Raw genomic sequence first — 16,929 nt, 5'->3', positions numbered from 1 at the left:
TCCAGGAGAAGGCCATGTTCACCGGCATCATCGAATCCATCGGCAGCATTCGTGCAATGACCCCAAAAGGCGGCGATGTTCGCTTGTCGGTTGAAACCGGCAAGCTCGACCTGGGCGACGTCAAACTGGGCGACAGCATTGCCATCAACGGTGTGTGCCTGACCGTCATCGAGTTGCCAGGCAACGGTTTTGCCGCCGATGTCAGCCGGGAAACCCTGGACTGCACCGCGATGAACGACCTCAAGGCCGGCAGCCCGGTCAACCTGGAAAAAGCCCTGACCCCGACCACCCGCCTGGGCGGCCACCTGGTCAGCGGCCATGTGGACGGCGTCGGTGAAGTGGTCGCGCGTAGCGAGAACGCCCGTGCAGTCGAATTCCGCATCCGTGCGCCGAAGGAACTGGCCAAGTACATCGCCCACAAAGGCTCGATCACCGTCGACGGCACCAGCCTGACCGTGAACGCCGTGAACGGCGCCGAATTTGAACTGACCATCATTCCCCACACCCTCAGCGAAACCATCATGGCGTCTTACCAGCCAGGTCGCCGGGTGAACCTGGAAGTGGACTTGCTTGCCCGTTACCTGGAGCGCCTGTTGTTGGGCGATAAGGCCGCAGAGCCTGCATCCGGGAACATCACTGAAAGTTTTCTGGCCGCTAACGGCTACCTGAAATCCTGACCAAGGGGGTGCCGCGTGGCGCTCAATAGCATCGAAGAACTGGTTGAAGACATCCGCCAAGGCAAGATGGTCATCCTGATGGATGACGAAGACCGCGAAAACGAAGGCGACATCATCATGGCCGCCGAGGCCTGCTTGCCTGAGCACATCAACTTCATGGCCAAGCATGCCCGCGGGCTGATCTGCATGCCCATGAGCCGTGAACGCTGCGAACTACTCAAGCTGCCGTTGATGGCGCCGCGCAATGGTTCGGGTTTTGGCACCAAGTTCACCGTCTCGATTGAAGCCACCACCGGCGTCACCACCGGCATCTCCGCTGCCGACCGCGCACGTACCGTGCAGGCCGCCGCCGCGAAAGACGCCAAGGCCGAAGACATCGTCAGCCCCGGTCACATCTTCCCGTTGATGGCCCAACCGGGCGGCACCCTGGCCCGCGCCGGCCACACCGAAGCCGCCTGCGACCTGGCGCGCATGGCCGGTTTCGAGCCGAGCGGGGTGATCTGCGAAGTGATGAACGACGACGGCACCATGGCCCGTCGCACCGAACTCGAAGCCTTTGCCGCCGAACACAACCTCAAGATCGGCACGATTGCCGACCTGATTCACTACCGCATGATCCACGAACGTACCGTTCAGCGGATTGCCGAGCAGCCACTGGACAGCGAACTGGGCCAATTCAATTTGGTGACCTACCGTGATTCAGTGGAAGGCGACGTGCACATGGCCCTGACCCTGGGCACCATTTGCGCCGAAGAACCCACCCTGGTGCGTGTGCACAACATGGACCCGCTGCGTGACCTGCTGATGGTCAAGCAGCCGGGCCGCTGGAGCCTGCGCGCCGCCATGGCTGCGGTTTCCGAGGCTGGCAGTGGTGTGGTGCTGTTGCTCGGTCACCCGCTGGATGGCGATGTGTTGCTGGCGCATATCCGCGAAACAGCTGACCACGCGCCGGTGAAAAAACCGACCACCTACAGCATCGTCGGTGCCGGTTCGCAGATCCTGCGTGACCTGGGCGTGCGTAAAATGCGCTTGATGAGTGCGCCAATGAAATTTAATGCGATATCCGGTTTCGACCTGGAAGTAGTAGAATATGTGCCCTCCGAATAAAGGCCGGCGATTTTCGCCCCTTGTTCGCGGTTCAAATATCACTAAGGGGCGCGTCATACACGCGTCCCGGCTCTTTAAGAGATTTGTCGAATGACCCTGAAGACCATCGAAGGTACCTTCATCGCCCCCAAAGGCCGCTATGCCCTGGTGGTTGGCCGCTTCAACAGCTTCGTGGTTGAAAGCCTGGTAAGCGGTGCCGTTGACGCCCTGGTTCGCCACGGTGTGAGCGAGAGCGACATCACGATCATCCGCGCGCCTGGCGCCTTCGAAATTCCACTGGTTGCGCAAAAAGTTGCTCAACAGGGTGAATACGCGGCGATCATCGCCCTGGGCGCGGTCATTCGTGGCGGTACTCCGCACTTCGAATACGTGGCTGGCGAATGCACCAAGGGCCTGGCCCAGGTGTCCATGGAGTTCGGCGTGCCAGTCGCTTTCGGCGTGCTGACCGTGGATTCCATCGAGCAAGCCATCGAGCGTTCCGGCACCAAGGCCGGTAACAAAGGCGCTGAAGCTGCCCTGTCCGCCCTGGAAATGGTCAGCCTGCTGTCGCAGTTGGAGGCCAAGTGATTTCCGACGAGAGCGACAACTTCAACCCGCGCGAGCCACGTCCAGCCGATGCTGGCAAGCCGTCCAAGAACGAGAAGCGTCGCGCTGCTCGTCAATTGGCGACCCAGGCGCTGTACCAGCGTCACCTGGCAGGCGCGTCGTTGAACGAGATCGAAGCACAGTTTCGCGTCGACAACGATTTCACCTTCGCCGACCTGCCGTACTTTCACGACATCCTGCACGGTGTACATGCGCACCTGACCGAGATCGACACGGCCCTGGCACCTTGCCTGGACCTGACCATCGAAGAGTTGGACCCGGTTGAACTGTGCGTGATGCGCCTGTCTGCCTGGGAACTGCTGTATCGCGTCGACGTGCCGTACCGGGTGGTCATCAACGAAGGTATCGAACTGGCGAAAGTCTACGGTTCGACCGACGGCCACAAGTTCGTCAACGGCGTGCTCGACAAGCTGGCGCCGCGCCTGCGTGAAGCCGAAGTGAAGGCGTACAAGCGCTAATTGGCGCTTGAGTCCTGAATGGGCGAGTTTGAGCTGATCCGCAATTACTTCGCCGCCGCGCCCTGTGCGCAAGGCGGCGAAGGCATTGCCCTTGGGATCGGCGACGACTGCGCCTTGCTGGCGCTTCCTGCCGGGGAGCAGCTGGCGATCTCCACCGATACTTTGGTGGCCGGGGTGCATTTTGCCGACCCCTGCGATCCGTTCCTGCTGGGTCAGCGCTCGCTGGCCGTGGCGGTAAGCGATTTGGCCGCCATGGGCGCCAACCCCCTCGCCTTTACCCTTGCCCTCACCACACCGACGGTCGACGCCGATTGGTTGCAACGCTATGCCCAGGGTTTGAACCTGATGGCGCAGAGTTGTGGCGTGGGCCTGGTGGGCGGCGATACCACCCGTGGGCCGTTAACCCTGACCCTCACCGTATTTGGTCGCGTACCTGCAGGGCAAGCCTTGACCCGCAGCGGGGCGCAGCCGGGTGACTTGCTGTGTGTCGGTGGCGAACTGGGCAATGCGGCCGGCGCGCTGCCGTTGGTATTGGGTCAGCGCAGTGCCGACGCAGCCATCGCTGATCCGCTATTAGCCCATTACTGGTCGCCGCAACCGCAGTTGGCGCTGGGGCTGGCGCTGCGCGGCAAGGCCACGTCTGCCATGGATATTTCCGACGGCCTTCTGGCCGATTGCGGGCATATCGCCACGGCTTCGGCTGTCAGCCTGTTGATCGAGCGTCAGCGGTTGCCTCTGTCTCAGGCACTGTTGGCGTTTGTCGGCGATGACGCCGCGCGCGTGGCGGCCCTGAGCGGGGGCGACGATTATGTGCTGGCGTTCACCCTGCCACCCGCCGAGCTGGCGCCATTGCTGGCCGACGGCTGGCCGGTCCATGTGATCGGCCGGGTTGAGGCGGGGCAGGGCGTGACGCTGCTCGACGCCAACGGGCAGGACATCACGCCGGCCATTCGTGGCTATCAACATTTTCGCGGGGCGCCCTGAATCGGCGAGCTGCGCTACCCTCTATAGCGTAATCACGGATGCAAGGCCCTGTAGGAGGTCGCCACCATGGATGTGCGCCGCTGGCTGCTGATAGTGCTGTGTGCCTTTACGTCGTTAGTCCAGGCGCAGGACGTGCCCGGCAAGGTCATGCTGGCCAGTGAAGAGTGGAACGACTACACCAACAAAGACGGCAGCGGCCTGGCCTGGGACGTGCTGCGCCAGGTGTTCGAACCCGCCGGAATCACGCTGCAGACCCGCTCCGTACCCTACACACGATCGGTCGGCCTGGCCCAGCGCGGCGAGGTGGATGGCTGGGTCGGTTCCTATCGCGATGAAGCCACGGGTGTGTTGTACTCCCACTGGAACTTCGATTCCGATCATATCTACGCCCTCGGCCTGGCCAGCACGCCGGCGCCGACAGTGGCCACGCTGGGCAATTACCGCCTGGCCTGGGTGCGCGGCTACAAGTACGAGGAGTACTTGCCCAATGTGCACCGCTTCAACCAGATCGAGCGCCGCGACGGTATTTTGCCGATGCTGCAACACGCGCGGGCCGACTTCTACATCGATGCGCTGACCGAGGCCAAGTACGTGCTGAATCAGGCGGATGACCCGTCCAAGTTCACACTGACCCACATCGCCGAACTGCCGCTCTATATCGGGTTTGCCGATAACGAGCGAGGTCGCGCCTTGATGGCCGTGTTCGACCAGCGCATGGCGGCGCTGGTGAAAAGCGGCGAGTTAAAGGCGATTTTCGAGCACTGGAAACAGCCGTATCCGTTCTGACCTGCATAGAACCAAGGCGAAGGCCAATCGAACCTATTGATCTTTATCAGCGATAATTCAGCTTAAGCGTCTGTAGGAACCTGCTGTTACAATGGCCGCCATCGTAAAAACTGAAATCAGGAGCACACGGTGCCCGTCGTTTTCGTCGCCGCTTCCAAGCTGCCTACCCCTTTTGCCACGTTCACCATGAACGGCTTCCTCGAAGAAGCCACCGGGCGCGAGCACGTTGTGCTGAGCCTGGGCGATATCGCGGATGGCGCGCCAGTGCTGGGTCGTGTGCATTCCGAATGCCTGACCGGCGATGCGCTGTTCAGTCAGCGTTGCGACTGCGGTTCGCAACTGGAAGCCGCCATGCGGGCCATCGCCCGTGAAGGCCGTGGCGTGTTGCTGTACCTGCGTCAGGAAGGCCGTGGCATTGGCCTGATGAACAAGATCCGCGCCTACGAGCTGCAAGACGGCGGCGCCGATACCGTCGAGGCCAACGAGCGCCTGGGTTTCGCCGCCGACCAGCGTGACTACGCGATCTGCCTGCCGATGCTGGAGCACTTGGGCGTCAAATCCCTGCGCTTGATGACCAACAACCCACGCAAGGTCAAAGCCTTGACCGAGATGGGCATCACCGTGGCCGAGCGCGTGCCGCTGCACACCGGGCACAACCCGCACAACAAACTCTACCTGGCCACCAAGGCAAGCAAGCTCGACCACATGATGGGCAACGAGCACCAGGGCGAGGTCGACCGCGCGTGACCCGTGGCCAGGTGAAACGGCGACTGTCCTTCAACTGGTGGCAGTACCTGGCCCTGGCGCTGCTGCCCCTGTTTGTGATCAACCTGGTGTTCGGCCAAGCCGAATCCTTGCTGCCAGTGCTGGCCATGCCGTTCTTCATTGCCGGCGTGGCCTCGATGTTTCTCAGCCTGCGTTACTTCAACGGCTATAAACACGCGTTGATCGCCACCTCCAAAGCCCTCGATACCCCGGAAGAACCGGCTGCCTGGATTACCTTGGCGGCCCGTCGGCGTACGGCGTTGCTGGTGGCGGCGGTTCCGGCCTGGATCGGCGCGCTGGCGGTGTTCGTCGGCCTGGAGGCGGTGCCGCTGTTCCTGCTGGCACTGTCGACGCTGGTGCTGTTCTACCTCTACCGCATCCCCCGTCAACTGGGATGAAGCGTGCTTGGCTGGCGGTCCTGCTGCTGGCGTTGAGTGCCCAGGCATTGTCGGCCGAGCGGGTGGTCAGCCTGGCGCCGTCCCTGTCTGAAATCGTTGCTGAACTGGGCGCCGCCGACGTGCTGGTGGGTGTGCTCGATGGTGGCGAGCGCCCTGCTGCCCTGGCGCACGTGGCGTCCGTGGGGCATTACGGCCAATTGGATATGGAACGCCTGCTCAGCCTCAAGCCCGACTTGATCCTGCTGTGGCCCGGCAGCGTCGGCCCAGCCCAGCGTGAGCAGTTGCAGCGCCTGAACATCCCGGTCTACGTCGCTGAACCCCATAGCCTTGAACAACTCACCACCCAGGTCCAGGCCATCGCCGAGCAATTGGGTCGTGCTGAAGCCGGCCGGCAATTGGCCGCGCAATTACGCCAACGCCTGGCCGAGTTGCGTCAGCGCTATCAGCGTGCCGAGCCATTGCGCGTGTTTTACCAAGTGTGGAACCAGCCGCTGTATACCGTGGGCGGCGGGCAGATCATCAGCGATGCGTTGAGTGTGTGCGGCGCGCGTAATGTGTTCGATGACCTCAAGTTGCCCGCGCCGCAGGTGAGCATTGAATCGGTGTTGCAGCGTGATCCCGAATTGATTCTGGTCGGGGATCAAGCGCAGAAGGAGGCCTGGAAGGTCTGGCCGGCGATGGCGGAACGGGTGCGCGTGGTGCCGGATAAAGGCCTGGAGCGTCCGAGCGGGCAGATGTTGGAGGCGGTGGCGCGGTTGTGTGAGGTGATCGCGCCCCGTTAGAGGTCCGGCGTCCACGTCATACCCACCATCAGCGCCCGGCCAGCTTCCCGGTAGCCATATTGCTGGCCTTGATACTGATACAGCGCGCGGCTGTAGGCTTTGTCCAGGAGGTTATCGACCTTCATGTTCAGCACGATTTCACGGTTCACCGCCCAACTGGCGCGCAACCCGAGCAACCCATAGCCTCCCAACGGCTGCTGGTTCTTCGGGTCGTCGTAGCTGCTGCTGACCGCCTGCCAGCTGGCGCCGACGCCGAATTGGTCGAACTGGCGATCCAGGTCCAGGCTCAACGTGCGCCTGGCGCGACGTGCCAACGTACGCCCGGAATCGCGGTCTCGTGGATCAATCATCGCCAGTCCCAGACTGCTTTCCCAGCCGAACAGCTCCTGCTTGAGTGCGGCCTCGAAACCGTTGATGCGCGCCGAACTGACGTTTTGCGGGCCGTCGCTGCCGAACACGATCGCATCCTGGATATCGGTGCGATACAGCGAAGCTTCCAGGCGGCTGGTGTCGCTGAGTTGGCTGCGCCATTGCATCTCGTAGCTTTTCGAGGTTTCGGGCTTCAGGTCCGGGTTGCTGTTCTTGAAGCCGTATTCGTCCGGGTAATACAGGTCATTGAAGGTCGGGGCGCGGAAGCCCTCGCTGTAGCTCAGCAGCAGTTCATTGTCCGGGTTGACGGGCAAGGTCAGGGTGCCGCTCCAGCTGTTCTGCCCGCCGAACTGTTGGTTCTGGTCACGCCGCAGGCCCAGCTCGGTGGAGAACCCTTCGCCGTGGAAGCGATGCTGCACAAAGGCGGCGCGGTTCCAGCGACTGTTCTCGGTAAAGGTGGTAAAGCCATGGAGGCGGTCTTCATACCAGTCGCCGCCGAGTATCAGGCTGTTCTGGTCATTGAGTGTCAGATCGTTCTGCCAGTTGACCGAGTCGCGGTAGGTGTTGAACACGCTGAAATCGTCACTGAGGGTGTCGCGCTTGGTATCGCGGTTCTCGCTGTGGCCCAGTTCCAGGCGCGACTGCCAGCGCTCGTTGAGCTTGGCATCCAGGTAACCGCTGGCGCTGCTCAGGGTGTAGTCGGTGTAGGGCTTTTGCCCACCGGTTTGCCCGGTGGCGACGTCGTAGCGGCCGAAGCTGTTGTCGTACTCCGACTTGCCACGGTTATCCAACAGATTGAAACCCGCTTCCAACTCATCGCTGAAGGCGTGGCTGAGGTTCAGGCTGACGGACTGGTTGCGGTAGGCGTCATGGTCGCCATCGCTGGGGAACGAAGTGTGTGTCGAGTTGATGCCGGCGGTCTCATCCAGGCTCGCGCCGAGGTTGAAACGTGTGCGTTCATCGGCACCGGACAGGGCCGACGCTGCGCTCCCACGTTTGGTGGCTGCCAAAGCCCACTTTCAGGCGCGGCTGTAGGCCCTGCTCGGCATTACGCCGGGTAAATACCTGGATCACCCCGCCAATCGCATCGCTGCCATAGATCACCGAGCGGGAGCCGCGCAGCACTTCCACCCGTTCAATCTGGTCGACGTTCAGGTACTGCAGGCCGCTGTCGCCAGAGGTGGTGTTGGCGATGCGCTGGCCGTCCACCAACACCAGGCTTTGTGCGGACTTGGTGCCACGGATATAAATCCCCGGCAGGCTGCCACGCCCGCCAGTCGGCGCGACCTGCACACCCGGGACGCGGCTGAGCAGGTCCGTCACGCTGGTAGGTTGCAGGCGGTCGATATCGTCGCGGGTGAAGACGGTGTTGGCGGCGCTGCTGTCGTTGCGGGCCTGGACCTGACGGTTGGCGCTGATGACTACGTTGGGGAGTTTCAGAGCGTCGTCGCGCTCGAACGTCTCGGCGAGCAAATCAGTAGCGGGCAAAAGCAGCAGGGGCAGGGCGAAGCGCAGGCTTTTCATGGCTATCCATAGCAAAGGTGGGAGCAGGCTCCCACCTTTCGTGGGTTACAGGCCGAGCAAGGCCATGCGCTCGCGAACCGATGCCTCGATACCGGCTTCATCCAGCCCGCATTCGGCCAGCATCTGCGCCGGCTTGGCGTGTTCGACGTACACATCAGGCAGGCCCAGGTGCAGCACCGACTTGAGGATGTTCTCCCGCGCCAGGAACTCGCTGACGGCCGCGCCGGCACCGCCCATGATGGCGTTTTCTTCGACGGTCACCAGCAGCTCATGGCTGCCGGCAATCTCACGCACCAACGCTTCATCCAGGGGTTTGACGAAGCGCATGTCGACCACGGTGGCGTCGATCTTCTCGGCCACCTTCAGCGCTTCGGCCAGCTGCACGCCGAACACCAGGAACGCAGTCTTGCTGCCTTGGCGACGCACGATGCCCTTGCCGATCTCGATAGTCTCAAGGTCCTTCTCGATCACTGCATTCGGGCCATTACCGCGCGGGTAGCGCACGGCGGCCGGGCCGTTGTACAGGTGGCCGGTGCTGAGCATCTTGCGCAGTTCGTTCTCGTCGCTCGGCGTCATCACCAGCATGCCGGGGATGCAGCGCAGGTAGGACAAGTCGAAGCTGCCAGCGTGAGTCGGGCCGTCTTCGCCCACCAGGCCGGCGCGGTCGATGGCGAACAGCACGTCAAGGTTCTGTACCGCGACGTCATGCACCAATTGGTCATAACCGCGCTGCAGGAAGGTGGAGTAGATCGCCACCACCGGCTTGGCGCCTTCACAGGCCATGCCGGCCGCGAAGGTCACCGCGTGCTGTTCGGCAATTGCCACGTCAAAGTAGCGCAGCGGGAAACGCTCGCTGAACGCGACCAGGTCCGAGCCTTCCTTCATCGCCGGGGTAATGCCCACCAGGCGCGGGTCGGCGGCGGCCATGTCGCACAGCCATTCGCCGAACACGCCGGAATACTTCGGCCCGCTGGCCTTTTTCGGCGCGGCGGCAGGCGCGTCCAGCGGTTCCAGCTTGGTGATGGCGTGGTAGCCGATCGGGTCGACTTCCGCCGGGGCGAAGCCTTTGCCTTTCTTGGTGACGATATGCAGGAACTGCGGGCCCTTGAGGTCACGCATGTTGCGCAGCGTGGCGATCAGGGTGGGCAGGTCGTGGCCGTCGATCGGGCCGATGTAGTTCCAGCCCAGCTCTTCGAAGAGGGTGCCGGGTACCAGCATGCCCTTGGCATATTCTTCGGTACGGCGGGCAATTTCCCACGCTCCAGGCAGACGCGAGAGCACCTTCTTGCTGCCTTCGCGCATGCTGGCGTAGGTGCGGCTGGAGAGGATCTTGGCCAGGTAATTGGACAGGCCACCGACATTGCGCGAGATCGACATGTCGTTGTCGTTGAGGATCACCAACATGTTGGCGTCCACTTCCGGCGCATGGTTGAGCGCTTCGAAGGCCATGCCGGCGGTCAGCGCGCCATCACCAATCACCGCAATCGCCTTGCGATCGCTGCCTTGCAGGCGGGCGGCAATCGCCATGCCCAGCGCGGCGCTGATGGAGGTGCTGGAGTGGCCGACGCCAAAGGTGTCGTACTCGCTCTCGGCGCGGCGCGGGAAGGCGGCAATGCCGTCCTTCTGGCGCAGGGTGCCCATCTGCTCGCGGCGACCGGTGAGGATCTTGTGCGGATACGCCTGATGGCCCACGTCCCACACCAGCCGGTCATCCGGGGTGTCGAACACGTAATGCAGGGCGATGGTCAGCTCGATGACGCCCAGCCCGGCACCAAAATGCCCACCGGTCTGGCCGACCGTGTAGAGCAATTCCAGGCGCAACTCATCGGCCAGGGTTTCCAGCTCGGCTTCACCCAGTCGACGCAGGCCGGCCGGCGTGACAGCACGGTCAAGCAGGGGCGTGGACGGGCGCTTGCGGGGAATCTCTTGAAACGTCGTGGGCATCAGGCGAATCGTTATAGGTATAGAAGAGGCGGCAGTTTACCTCAAGCATCGCGAACTGCCCACGCAGAGCGCCGAACTTGGCCGATATGCGGCCGCAATGGCCGCCGTTATCAGTGCCGGCGTTCGACGATATACCGCGCCAAGTCACGCAGTGGCTCGGCTGCCGCGTCGAAAGGTCGCAGGGCGTCCAGGGCCTGGTCACGCAGTTCCAGGGCATAGGCCTTGGCCGCTTCCAGCCCGAGCAACGCAGGGTACGTCGGTTTATCCCGTGCGATATCGGCGCCTTGGCGTTTGCCCAGGGTGGCCGTGTCGCTTTCTACGTCGAGAATGTCGTCCTGCACCTGGAACGCCAGGCCGATGGCCAGCGCGTAGGTCTTCAACGCCGCCAGTTGAGCGGCTTCGGCACGCCCACTGGCCAGCGCGCCCAAGTGCACGGCGGCTTCAATCAAGGCGCCGGTCTTGTGGCGGTGCATATATTCCAATGCTTGTTGATCGAGCTTCTGGCCGACCGAACCCAAGTCGATGGCCTGGCCGCCGACCATACCGGCCGGGCCTGCCGCCACGGCCAGCGCCGTGACCATGCGCAAGCGGATCTCGGCATTCACGCTGCTCAGCGTCGGGTCCAGCAGTGCGCTGAACGCCAGGCTTTGCAGGCCGTCACCGGCGAGGATCGCGCAGGCTTCATCAAAGGCTTTGTGGGTAGTCGGCTGGCCGCGACGCAGATCGTCGTCGTCCATCGCCGGCAAGTCGTCATGCACCAGGGAATAGGCGTGGATCAACTCCACCGCACAGGCCGCGCCATTCGCCTGCTCGGCGTCTGCGCCCAAGGCCTCGCACGCCGCATACGCCAGCAACGGGCGCACGCGCTTGCCGCCGTTCATCACGCTGTAGCGCATGGCTTCGTAAAGACGCTTGAGTTCGGGGCTTGGCGCAACAAACAAGGGTTCCAAGGCCGCATTGACCCGGGCTTGGCTACTGGCCTGATACGCATCGATCATTCGGGCTGTTCCGCATCGAAAGGTTCTTCGGCCAACTCCCCGTCGCGTTCCAGCAGCACTTGTACCTTCTGCTCTGCCTGCGCGAGCGCGCTCTGGCAGTCGCGGGTCAGGCCGATGCCTTGCTCAAACGCTGTCAACGAGTCTTCCAGCGACAACTCGCCGTTCTCCAGACGCTCAACCAGGGTTTGCAGGTCAGCGAGGGATTGTTCGAAATCGAGTGCAACTTTTTTGCGGGCCATGGCGGCTATTCCGGTAGACGGTAAACCGGCGCGACACTAGCAGACATGGGGATTCTGGGCAAATAAGCGGGCAAATGAGTGGGGATGTGCGTGCAAGACGGTGAGCCGAATAAATGGGCTATTCGGCTCACCAAATAAGCCGATTAGCGACTCTATTCGGCTCACACCTCTTTCAGTTCATTATTAGAAGTCGTACTTGAACCCCGTCATCACATTACGCGGCGCCCCATAAACCCCGGCGCTGGTGGTAGTGAAATACTCCTTGTCAAACACGTTGTTGAGGTTCACCGAGGCCGACAGGTTTGGCGTGATCTCATAGCGGGCCATCAGGTTGGCCACGGCGTAGCTGTCCTGTGTGTAGTAACGCAGGTCAAAGCCGGTTTTGCTCTGCCAGTTGAAGCCGCCGCCGACGGTCAGTTTGTCCAGTGGGCCGGACAGGCGGTATGTGGTGAACATCTTCACGCTATGACGGGGGATTTGCGTGGCGATGCGCTTGTCATCCGCGTCGGTGCTGACGCTATAGGTATAGCCGCCGGCAACGTTCCAGCCTTGGGCCAGTTCGCCGTTGAGTTCCAGTTCCACGCCCTGGGTGGTGGTGCCTTGCACGGCTTTGTAGGCCTGAAAACTCGTGGGTGTGAGGTTGTTGCCGTCGGGTTGCGACAGGTTGTCCTGCTCGAGTTTGAACAACGCCAGGCTGGCGTTGAGCATGTCGTCGTTGAAGCTGCCCTTGACCCCCAGTTCATAGCCGGTGCCTTCCAGCGGCGCCAGGTAGGAACCCGTGACGGTCTGGTCGCTTTGCGGGCTGAAGATCTTGGTGTAGCTGGCGTACACCGACCAGCTGTCGCTCAGGTCGTAGACGAGGCCACCATAAGGGATGAACACACCGTTTTCTTCACGATCAAGATGGATGTCGTCGTAGCCGGCGGCGGTGTAGGTTACGTCATCAGTCTGTTTCCAATTGATCAGGCGTCCGCCCAGGATCAGGCTGGTGGCGTCATTCAGATGCCAGCGCGAGGTCAGGTAGGCCGAGTACTGGTTTTCTTTGAAATCCCCTTCGCCTTTCTTCTCGAAATTGGGTTTGGGCGCGCCGCCGTCCCAGTCGTAGATAGGTCCGATGTTGCCGTTGTAGCCGGTCCAGGCGCGCATCCATCCGCCGTAGTCCGGCGCGTTGGTATTGCGGATCTGCGACAACTGCATGCCCGCAATCAGTTCGTGTTCGCGCCCCAGAAATTCGAACGGGCCAGTGACATAGGCGTCGATTGCATTCTGCTTGGGGTTGCCCTGGAATTTGTTGGGGATCACCACGCCGCCCAGGCCCAGTGACTGGGTCTGGGTTGCCGGAGAGAAAATCGATGGCCGAGTCGTATTTGTTCTCGGTGCGGGTGAAGTCGAGCTTGGCACTCCAACCGTTATCGAACTGATGTTCCAGAGAGGCGAAATAGCTGGTCTGGTCGTGATCGTAGTAGGACCAATTGGCGGCGGTGTTGTAGGACCGCTTGAAATCCGTACGCCCGCCGGCACTGTCGAACAGTGGGAAACCGCTGCGAGGCGGCGCATTGGTGTGCACAGTCTGGTAGCTGAAACCCAGGGTCAGCAGGGTGCTTTCGTTGAGGTCGAATTCGCTGATGCCATACACCAGGTTGGTGTCCTGTTTATAGCGGTCTACCCAGGAGTGTTGGTTCTTGTAGTCCAGCACCATGCGGCCACGGATGTTGCCGGCGTCGTTGAGCGGGCCGGACACGTCCACCGATGTGCCGTAACGGTCCCAAGTGCCGGCTTCGCCGCTGATACTGGCCTGAGGCGTGGCGGTGGGGCGCTTGCGGATCAGGTTGATGGTGGCGGACGGTTGGCCCATGCCGCTGATCAGGCCAGTGGCGCCGCGCACCACTTCAACCCGGTCGTACATGGCGGTGTTCTGGGTGTAGTTGTCCATCCTCGATGAGGTGGGCACGCCATCGACCTCAAAGTTGGTGATGGCGAAACCGCGCGAGTAGTAAGCGTCGGAATCCGCACCCTGGCCTTCGCGGACCACGGTGATGCCGGACGTAGCCTCCATCGCGTCGGTCAGGTTCGACAGCTTTTGGTCAGCGATACGCTGCTGGGTAATCACCGTGACGGACTGGGGTGTTTCCTTGAGTGCGATGTTCAGGCGGTTGGAGCTACTGGAGGATTGCGTGGTGTAGGAGCCGGTGCCTTCGGTGGTCGAACCAGGCGCCTTGCCAGAAATACTCACAGGCGACAATTGCAAGGTATCGCCGGCGCTGGCCGGGATATCAATGACAAAACTGCTGGCATTGGGCTGGCTGTAACGGGCGTGAGTGCCGTTGGTGAGAATGGCCAGGGCTTGCTGCGGCGTATGTTCGCCGTTCAGTGTCGTGGAGCGCAGACCGGTGGCTTGCGCCGCGTCGTAGATCACCTGATAGCCACTTTGCCGGGCGAATTGGTCCAATGCATCAGTAAGCGATTGCGCGGCGATATTGAAATTCACGCGCTGGCTCGTGGCTTCGCTCGCCGCAGGCGTGGCGGCTTGGGCGTAGGACAAAGGCAAGCCGGCAGCCATCAAGGCGACCGCCAGCGGTAAGTAGTTGAACCCTGTGACCTGTGAATACTGCATAGATTCTCCCCCGAGCTACAAATGATAATGCTTCCTAAGTGCGGGGTGAGACGCAGCAGAAATCCAAATTACCGTGGGCAGCGTAAATAATTTTTCGAAGGCCTCAGCCGCGGACGATCAGGATGCGGCGAGTCAGGGAGGTGGCGCGCAGTTTATGCGTGGTGATCAACGCGTCGAGAGCACTGTCGATTTGCTTGAGATTGAAGCTGGCACTGATAGGGCGTTGCGCGGCCTGGTCGTCGAGCCAGATCACGCGGCCGCCCTGGTAACGCATCAACTCGTCCAGCACCTCGCGCAGCGGCGCATTGCGCACCCGCAGTTGGCCGTCGCGCCAAGCCAGCAGGCGGTCGGCGTCGACAGCAAGAGGCGCTTGGATCTGGCCACTGATGACCTTGAGTTGTTCGCCTGGTTGCAGCGGCTGATGCCTGCCGCCAGCCATCACTTCAACGCGGCCGCGCAGCAGCGTGACCTCGTCCTCGGCCGATCCGTGACTGACGGAGAACGCGGTGCCCAACACCTTCACCCGCGTGTTTCCAGCCCGAACCACAAAGGGGCGACCGTCGTGACTCACGTCCAGAAACACCCGACCGCGCAACAGGTTCACGCGTCGTTCATCGCTGGTCAGCGTGATGTCGACTGCGCTGTCGCTGTCCAGATGCAGTTGTGAGCCGTCAGCCAGTGTAATGTCTTGTTGCTGCCCGGTGGCCGTGGCGTAATCGCTGCCCCAGGTACTCATTGGCGGTGTCATCAACATCACTGTGGCGAACGCGAGTACCAGGCAGGCTGCCGCCGCATAGATCGCCCGTCGCGGCACCGGCTTACGCCGCTCGTGACGCCGAACCGCGTGTGCAGGCTGCTCCAGTAGTTTCCAGAGCGTTTCCACATTCTGATAGGCGTTGGCATTCAACGGGTCCGCACGCCAGAGCTCGAACGTGTTGCGCTGCTGGGCCGTGACGTGGTCGCCACGCAGGCGCGTCCACCAATCCAGCGCTTGCTGATCACGTTCGGACGGCGAGGGGCTTGGCTGATTGTTCATCGCGACTCGTTGGCGTGCAGGACAGCGGCGCAATGCGCCATGGCCTTGTTCAAATGCCGCTCGACCGCACGGGCATCCAGGCCCAGGCGAATGGCGATCTCCTTGTAACTCAACTGCTCGACCCGGGCCAGCAGAAACACTTCCCGTGTGGGCGAGGGTAGCCCATCGATCAAGCGCTGCAAATGTTCCAGAGTATTTCCGGCAATTGCACTGCTTTGCGGATCGGCATCACTCGCCAGATCCTGCAAATCCTGCTCGTCATTGATGCCACGCACACGGTTTCGCCGCGCATGGTCGATGCTCAGGTTGTTGGCAATACGGTACAAAAAGGCGCGCACATTACCAATCTTGGTCACTTCGCTGTTCATCAAGCGGATGAACGCGTCCTGCAGCAGATCGTTGGCGGTTTCGCGACAGTTGACCCGGCGAGCGAGGTAAGCCAGCAGCTCACTACGGTGCCGGCGGTAGAGCGGGCCGAGGTTGCGATTGCCAGGGTCTTCGGACATGGCGGAGGACGCCGCTCTGGGGAGTAGGGGAAGGCGATGTTAGTGCTAATGAGAAATTGTCGCAAGAACGTCAGGTGTTCAAGGCACACTGCCCATGCGCCGTTTTCAACTGCGCCTCAAATGCCTGCAAACCGGCGTGCATCTTCTGCAGTTCGGCTATTTGCATGGCCAGTTGATGTTTCTTGTTGGCAATGGCCTGGTCTGCGCGGTCCCACGGCAATGCATCGCCTTGATGATCCTGCAGAATCGCCTGCAATTCCTTTAGCTTGAAACCCAGTTGCTGCGCGCACTTGATAAACGTCAACAGTTCAACGCTTTGGGCTGAATACACCCGGTACTGCCCTAAACGCTGCGGCGCAGGCAACAGTCCGATGGCTTCATAGTGACGAATCGCCTTGATGGTCGTGCCCGACAACTGCGCGGCTTTGCCGATGTACATGAAAACTCCCTTTTCCCAAGAGTGCGCCGGCTTGCTTCAGCCACTTTTCCCGCTGCTCCGGTGTAGAGCCCAGCACCGGGCCGAACAGCAGCGTCTTGATTGGCTTGATGCCACAAAACGCCAGGGTGGTCTTGCGCATCTGGTGAATGCCCGGCATGCGATAGAACCAGCGGTAATACCATGGCGGCGTGTCCAGGGTCACCAGTAAATGTGCCGTTCGGCCGTGAAGCAGTTTGTCAGGGAATGCCTTGCCCGCGCGGTATTTGAAGGCAAAACCGGGTAGGAAGATTCGGTCGATAAAGCCCTTCATTAACGCCGGGATGCCACCCCACCAGATAGGGAAAACAAAGGTCAGGTGAGTAGCCCAGAGAATGTCGGATTGCGCGTTGAGCAGGTCGGGCTCCAGCGGCTGAATCTGGGTGTAACCATGATGAAGCACGGGGTCGAATGCCAAGTCGCCCAAGCGTACGACACGTACTTCATGGCCGGCGGTTTTTGCGGCCTGGATGTAGGTTTCGGCCAGGGCTGAACAAAAGCTGGAACGGGAGGGGTGGCCTAGGATCACCAGGGTACGCGGGGTCATGGGGGAGGTCCTGAACAGGGCGTTTCAGGTTAAAGGCTGCTGTATAGGGGAGAGTCAAGTCAGTAGTCCGCAATGGCCAGCAGGACGTTTCTGTAGTGATTGAAAGGTCCTTCC

Annotated in this window: 17 protein-coding genes and 2 pseudogenes; 9 read left to right on the top strand and 10 right to left on the bottom strand. The window is 61.6% G+C overall.

The window, feature by feature from the left end; genetic code table 11:
* The first annotated feature begins 14 nt into the window (after positions 1–14).
* The 9 genes from AYR47_RS03495 to AYR47_RS03455 all read left to right on the top strand — a co-directional run bounded on the left by AYR47_RS03495 (position 15) and on the right by AYR47_RS03455 (position 6,563).
* Positions 15–677: a riboflavin synthase gene (locus AYR47_RS03495; protein WP_061434327.1), complete on the top strand. Its 663-nt coding sequence runs from the start codon at positions 15–17 to the stop codon at positions 675–677.
* A gap of 15 nt (positions 678–692) precedes the next feature.
* Positions 693–1,784 carry a bifunctional 3,4-dihydroxy-2-butanone-4-phosphate synthase/GTP cyclohydrolase II gene (gene ribBA, locus AYR47_RS03490; protein WP_033897960.1) on the top strand — a complete coding sequence of 364 codons (1,092 nt, stop codon included), beginning with the start codon at positions 693–695 and terminating at the stop codon, positions 1,782–1,784.
* A 90-nt stretch (positions 1,785–1,874) separates the two neighbouring features.
* The gene (gene ribH / locus AYR47_RS03485) at positions 1,875–2,351 is read left to right on the top strand and encodes a 6,7-dimethyl-8-ribityllumazine synthase (RefSeq protein WP_003176356.1); all 477 of its coding nucleotides are present in this window, start codon (positions 1,875–1,877) and stop codon (positions 2,349–2,351) included.
* The gene (gene nusB, locus AYR47_RS03480) at positions 2,348–2,848 is read left to right on the top strand and encodes a transcription antitermination factor NusB (protein WP_010206836.1); all 501 of its coding nucleotides are present in this window, start codon (positions 2,348–2,350) and stop codon (positions 2,846–2,848) included. The genes ribH and nusB overlap by 4 nt, the downstream gene beginning before the upstream one ends.
* Before the next feature lie 18 nt (positions 2,849–2,866).
* Positions 2,867–3,832 carry a thiamine-phosphate kinase gene (gene thiL, locus AYR47_RS03475; protein ID WP_061434325.1) on the top strand — a complete coding sequence of 322 codons (966 nt, stop codon included), beginning with the start codon at positions 2,867–2,869 and terminating at the stop codon, positions 3,830–3,832.
* A 66-nt stretch (positions 3,833–3,898) separates the two neighbouring features.
* Complete coding sequence (locus tag AYR47_RS03470; protein ID WP_061434323.1) at positions 3,899–4,618, top strand: substrate-binding periplasmic protein; 720 nt, start codon at positions 3,899–3,901, stop codon at positions 4,616–4,618.
* Between the two features lie 129 nt (positions 4,619–4,747).
* Positions 4,748–5,365 carry a GTP cyclohydrolase II gene (ribA, locus tag AYR47_RS03465; RefSeq protein WP_016978544.1) on the top strand — a complete coding sequence of 206 codons (618 nt, stop codon included), beginning with the start codon at positions 4,748–4,750 and terminating at the stop codon, positions 5,363–5,365.
* Positions 5,362–5,781, top strand: a complete 420-nt coding sequence (locus tag AYR47_RS03460; protein WP_033897956.1) for a nuclear FMR1 interacting 1 family protein — start codon at positions 5,362–5,364, stop codon at positions 5,779–5,781. The genes ribA and AYR47_RS03460 overlap by 4 nt, the downstream gene beginning before the upstream one ends.
* Positions 5,778–6,563, top strand: coding sequence for a cobalamin-binding protein (locus tag AYR47_RS03455; RefSeq protein ID WP_033897955.1), 786 nt, complete (start codon positions 5,778–5,780; stop codon positions 6,561–6,563). Before AYR47_RS03460 ends, AYR47_RS03455 begins: the two co-directional genes overlap by 4 nt.
* On the opposite strand, the pseudogene AYR47_RS03450 reads toward AYR47_RS03455, so the two are convergent.
* The 10 genes and pseudogenes from AYR47_RS03450 to AYR47_RS03410 all read right to left on the bottom strand — a co-directional run bounded on the left by AYR47_RS03450 (position 6,560) and on the right by AYR47_RS03410 (position 16,815).
* Positions 6,560–8,456, bottom strand: a pseudogene (locus AYR47_RS03450) (TonB-dependent receptor domain-containing protein). The gene AYR47_RS03455 and the pseudogene AYR47_RS03450 sit on opposite strands and share 4 nt — an antisense overlap.
* A 45-nt stretch (positions 8,457–8,501) precedes the next feature.
* Positions 8,502–10,400: a 1-deoxy-D-xylulose-5-phosphate synthase gene (dxs, locus tag AYR47_RS03445; RefSeq protein WP_061434321.1), complete on the bottom strand. Its 1,899-nt coding sequence runs from the start codon at positions 10,398–10,400 to the stop codon at positions 8,502–8,504.
* 110 nt (positions 10,401–10,510) lie between these two features.
* Positions 10,511–11,398, bottom strand: coding sequence for a (2E,6E)-farnesyl diphosphate synthase (gene ispA / locus AYR47_RS03440; protein WP_016978549.1), 888 nt, complete (start codon positions 11,396–11,398; stop codon positions 10,511–10,513).
* Complete coding sequence (locus tag AYR47_RS03435) at positions 11,395–11,637, bottom strand: exodeoxyribonuclease VII small subunit (protein WP_003176346.1); 243 nt, start codon at positions 11,635–11,637, stop codon at positions 11,395–11,397. Before AYR47_RS03435 ends, ispA begins: the two co-directional genes overlap by 4 nt.
* Positions 11,638–11,820: 183 nt before the next feature.
* Positions 11,821–13,194 (bottom strand): TonB-dependent siderophore receptor, encoded by a 1,374-nt coding sequence (locus tag AYR47_RS32890; RefSeq protein WP_237142532.1) that lies wholly within the window; start codon positions 13,192–13,194, stop codon positions 11,821–11,823.
* Positions 13,195–13,537: 343 nt separating this feature from the next.
* Positions 13,538–14,197: pseudogene (locus AYR47_RS32885) on the bottom strand (TonB-dependent receptor plug domain-containing protein); the annotation flags it as partial.
* Positions 14,198–14,354: 157 nt separating this feature from the next.
* The gene (locus tag AYR47_RS03425; RefSeq protein WP_033897949.1) at positions 14,355–15,287 is read right to left on the bottom strand and encodes a FecR family protein; all 933 of its coding nucleotides are present in this window, start codon (positions 15,285–15,287) and stop codon (positions 14,355–14,357) included.
* Entirely contained in the window at positions 15,284–15,793 is a 510-nt protein-coding gene (locus AYR47_RS03420) for an RNA polymerase sigma factor (protein WP_051421997.1), read from the bottom strand. The genes AYR47_RS03425 and AYR47_RS03420 overlap by 4 nt, the downstream gene beginning before the upstream one ends.
* A 70-nt stretch (positions 15,794–15,863) precedes the next feature.
* Complete coding sequence (locus tag AYR47_RS03415) at positions 15,864–16,232, bottom strand: MerR family transcriptional regulator (RefSeq protein WP_033897948.1); 369 nt, start codon at positions 16,230–16,232, stop codon at positions 15,864–15,866.
* Positions 16,171–16,815 (bottom strand): NAD(P)H-dependent oxidoreductase, encoded by a 645-nt coding sequence (locus tag AYR47_RS03410; RefSeq protein ID WP_033897947.1) that lies wholly within the window; start codon positions 16,813–16,815, stop codon positions 16,171–16,173. The genes AYR47_RS03415 and AYR47_RS03410 overlap by 62 nt, the downstream gene beginning before the upstream one ends.
* Positions 16,816–16,929: the final 114 nt, after the last annotated feature.

It is taken from the genome of Pseudomonas azotoformans (assembly GCF_001579805.1).
GTDB classification, from domain to species: domain Bacteria; phylum Pseudomonadota; class Gammaproteobacteria; order Pseudomonadales; family Pseudomonadaceae; genus Aquipseudomonas; species Aquipseudomonas azotoformans_A.
Note: the sequence above shows the minus strand (reverse complement) of the source record. Positions and strands in the feature narration are given on the sequence as shown.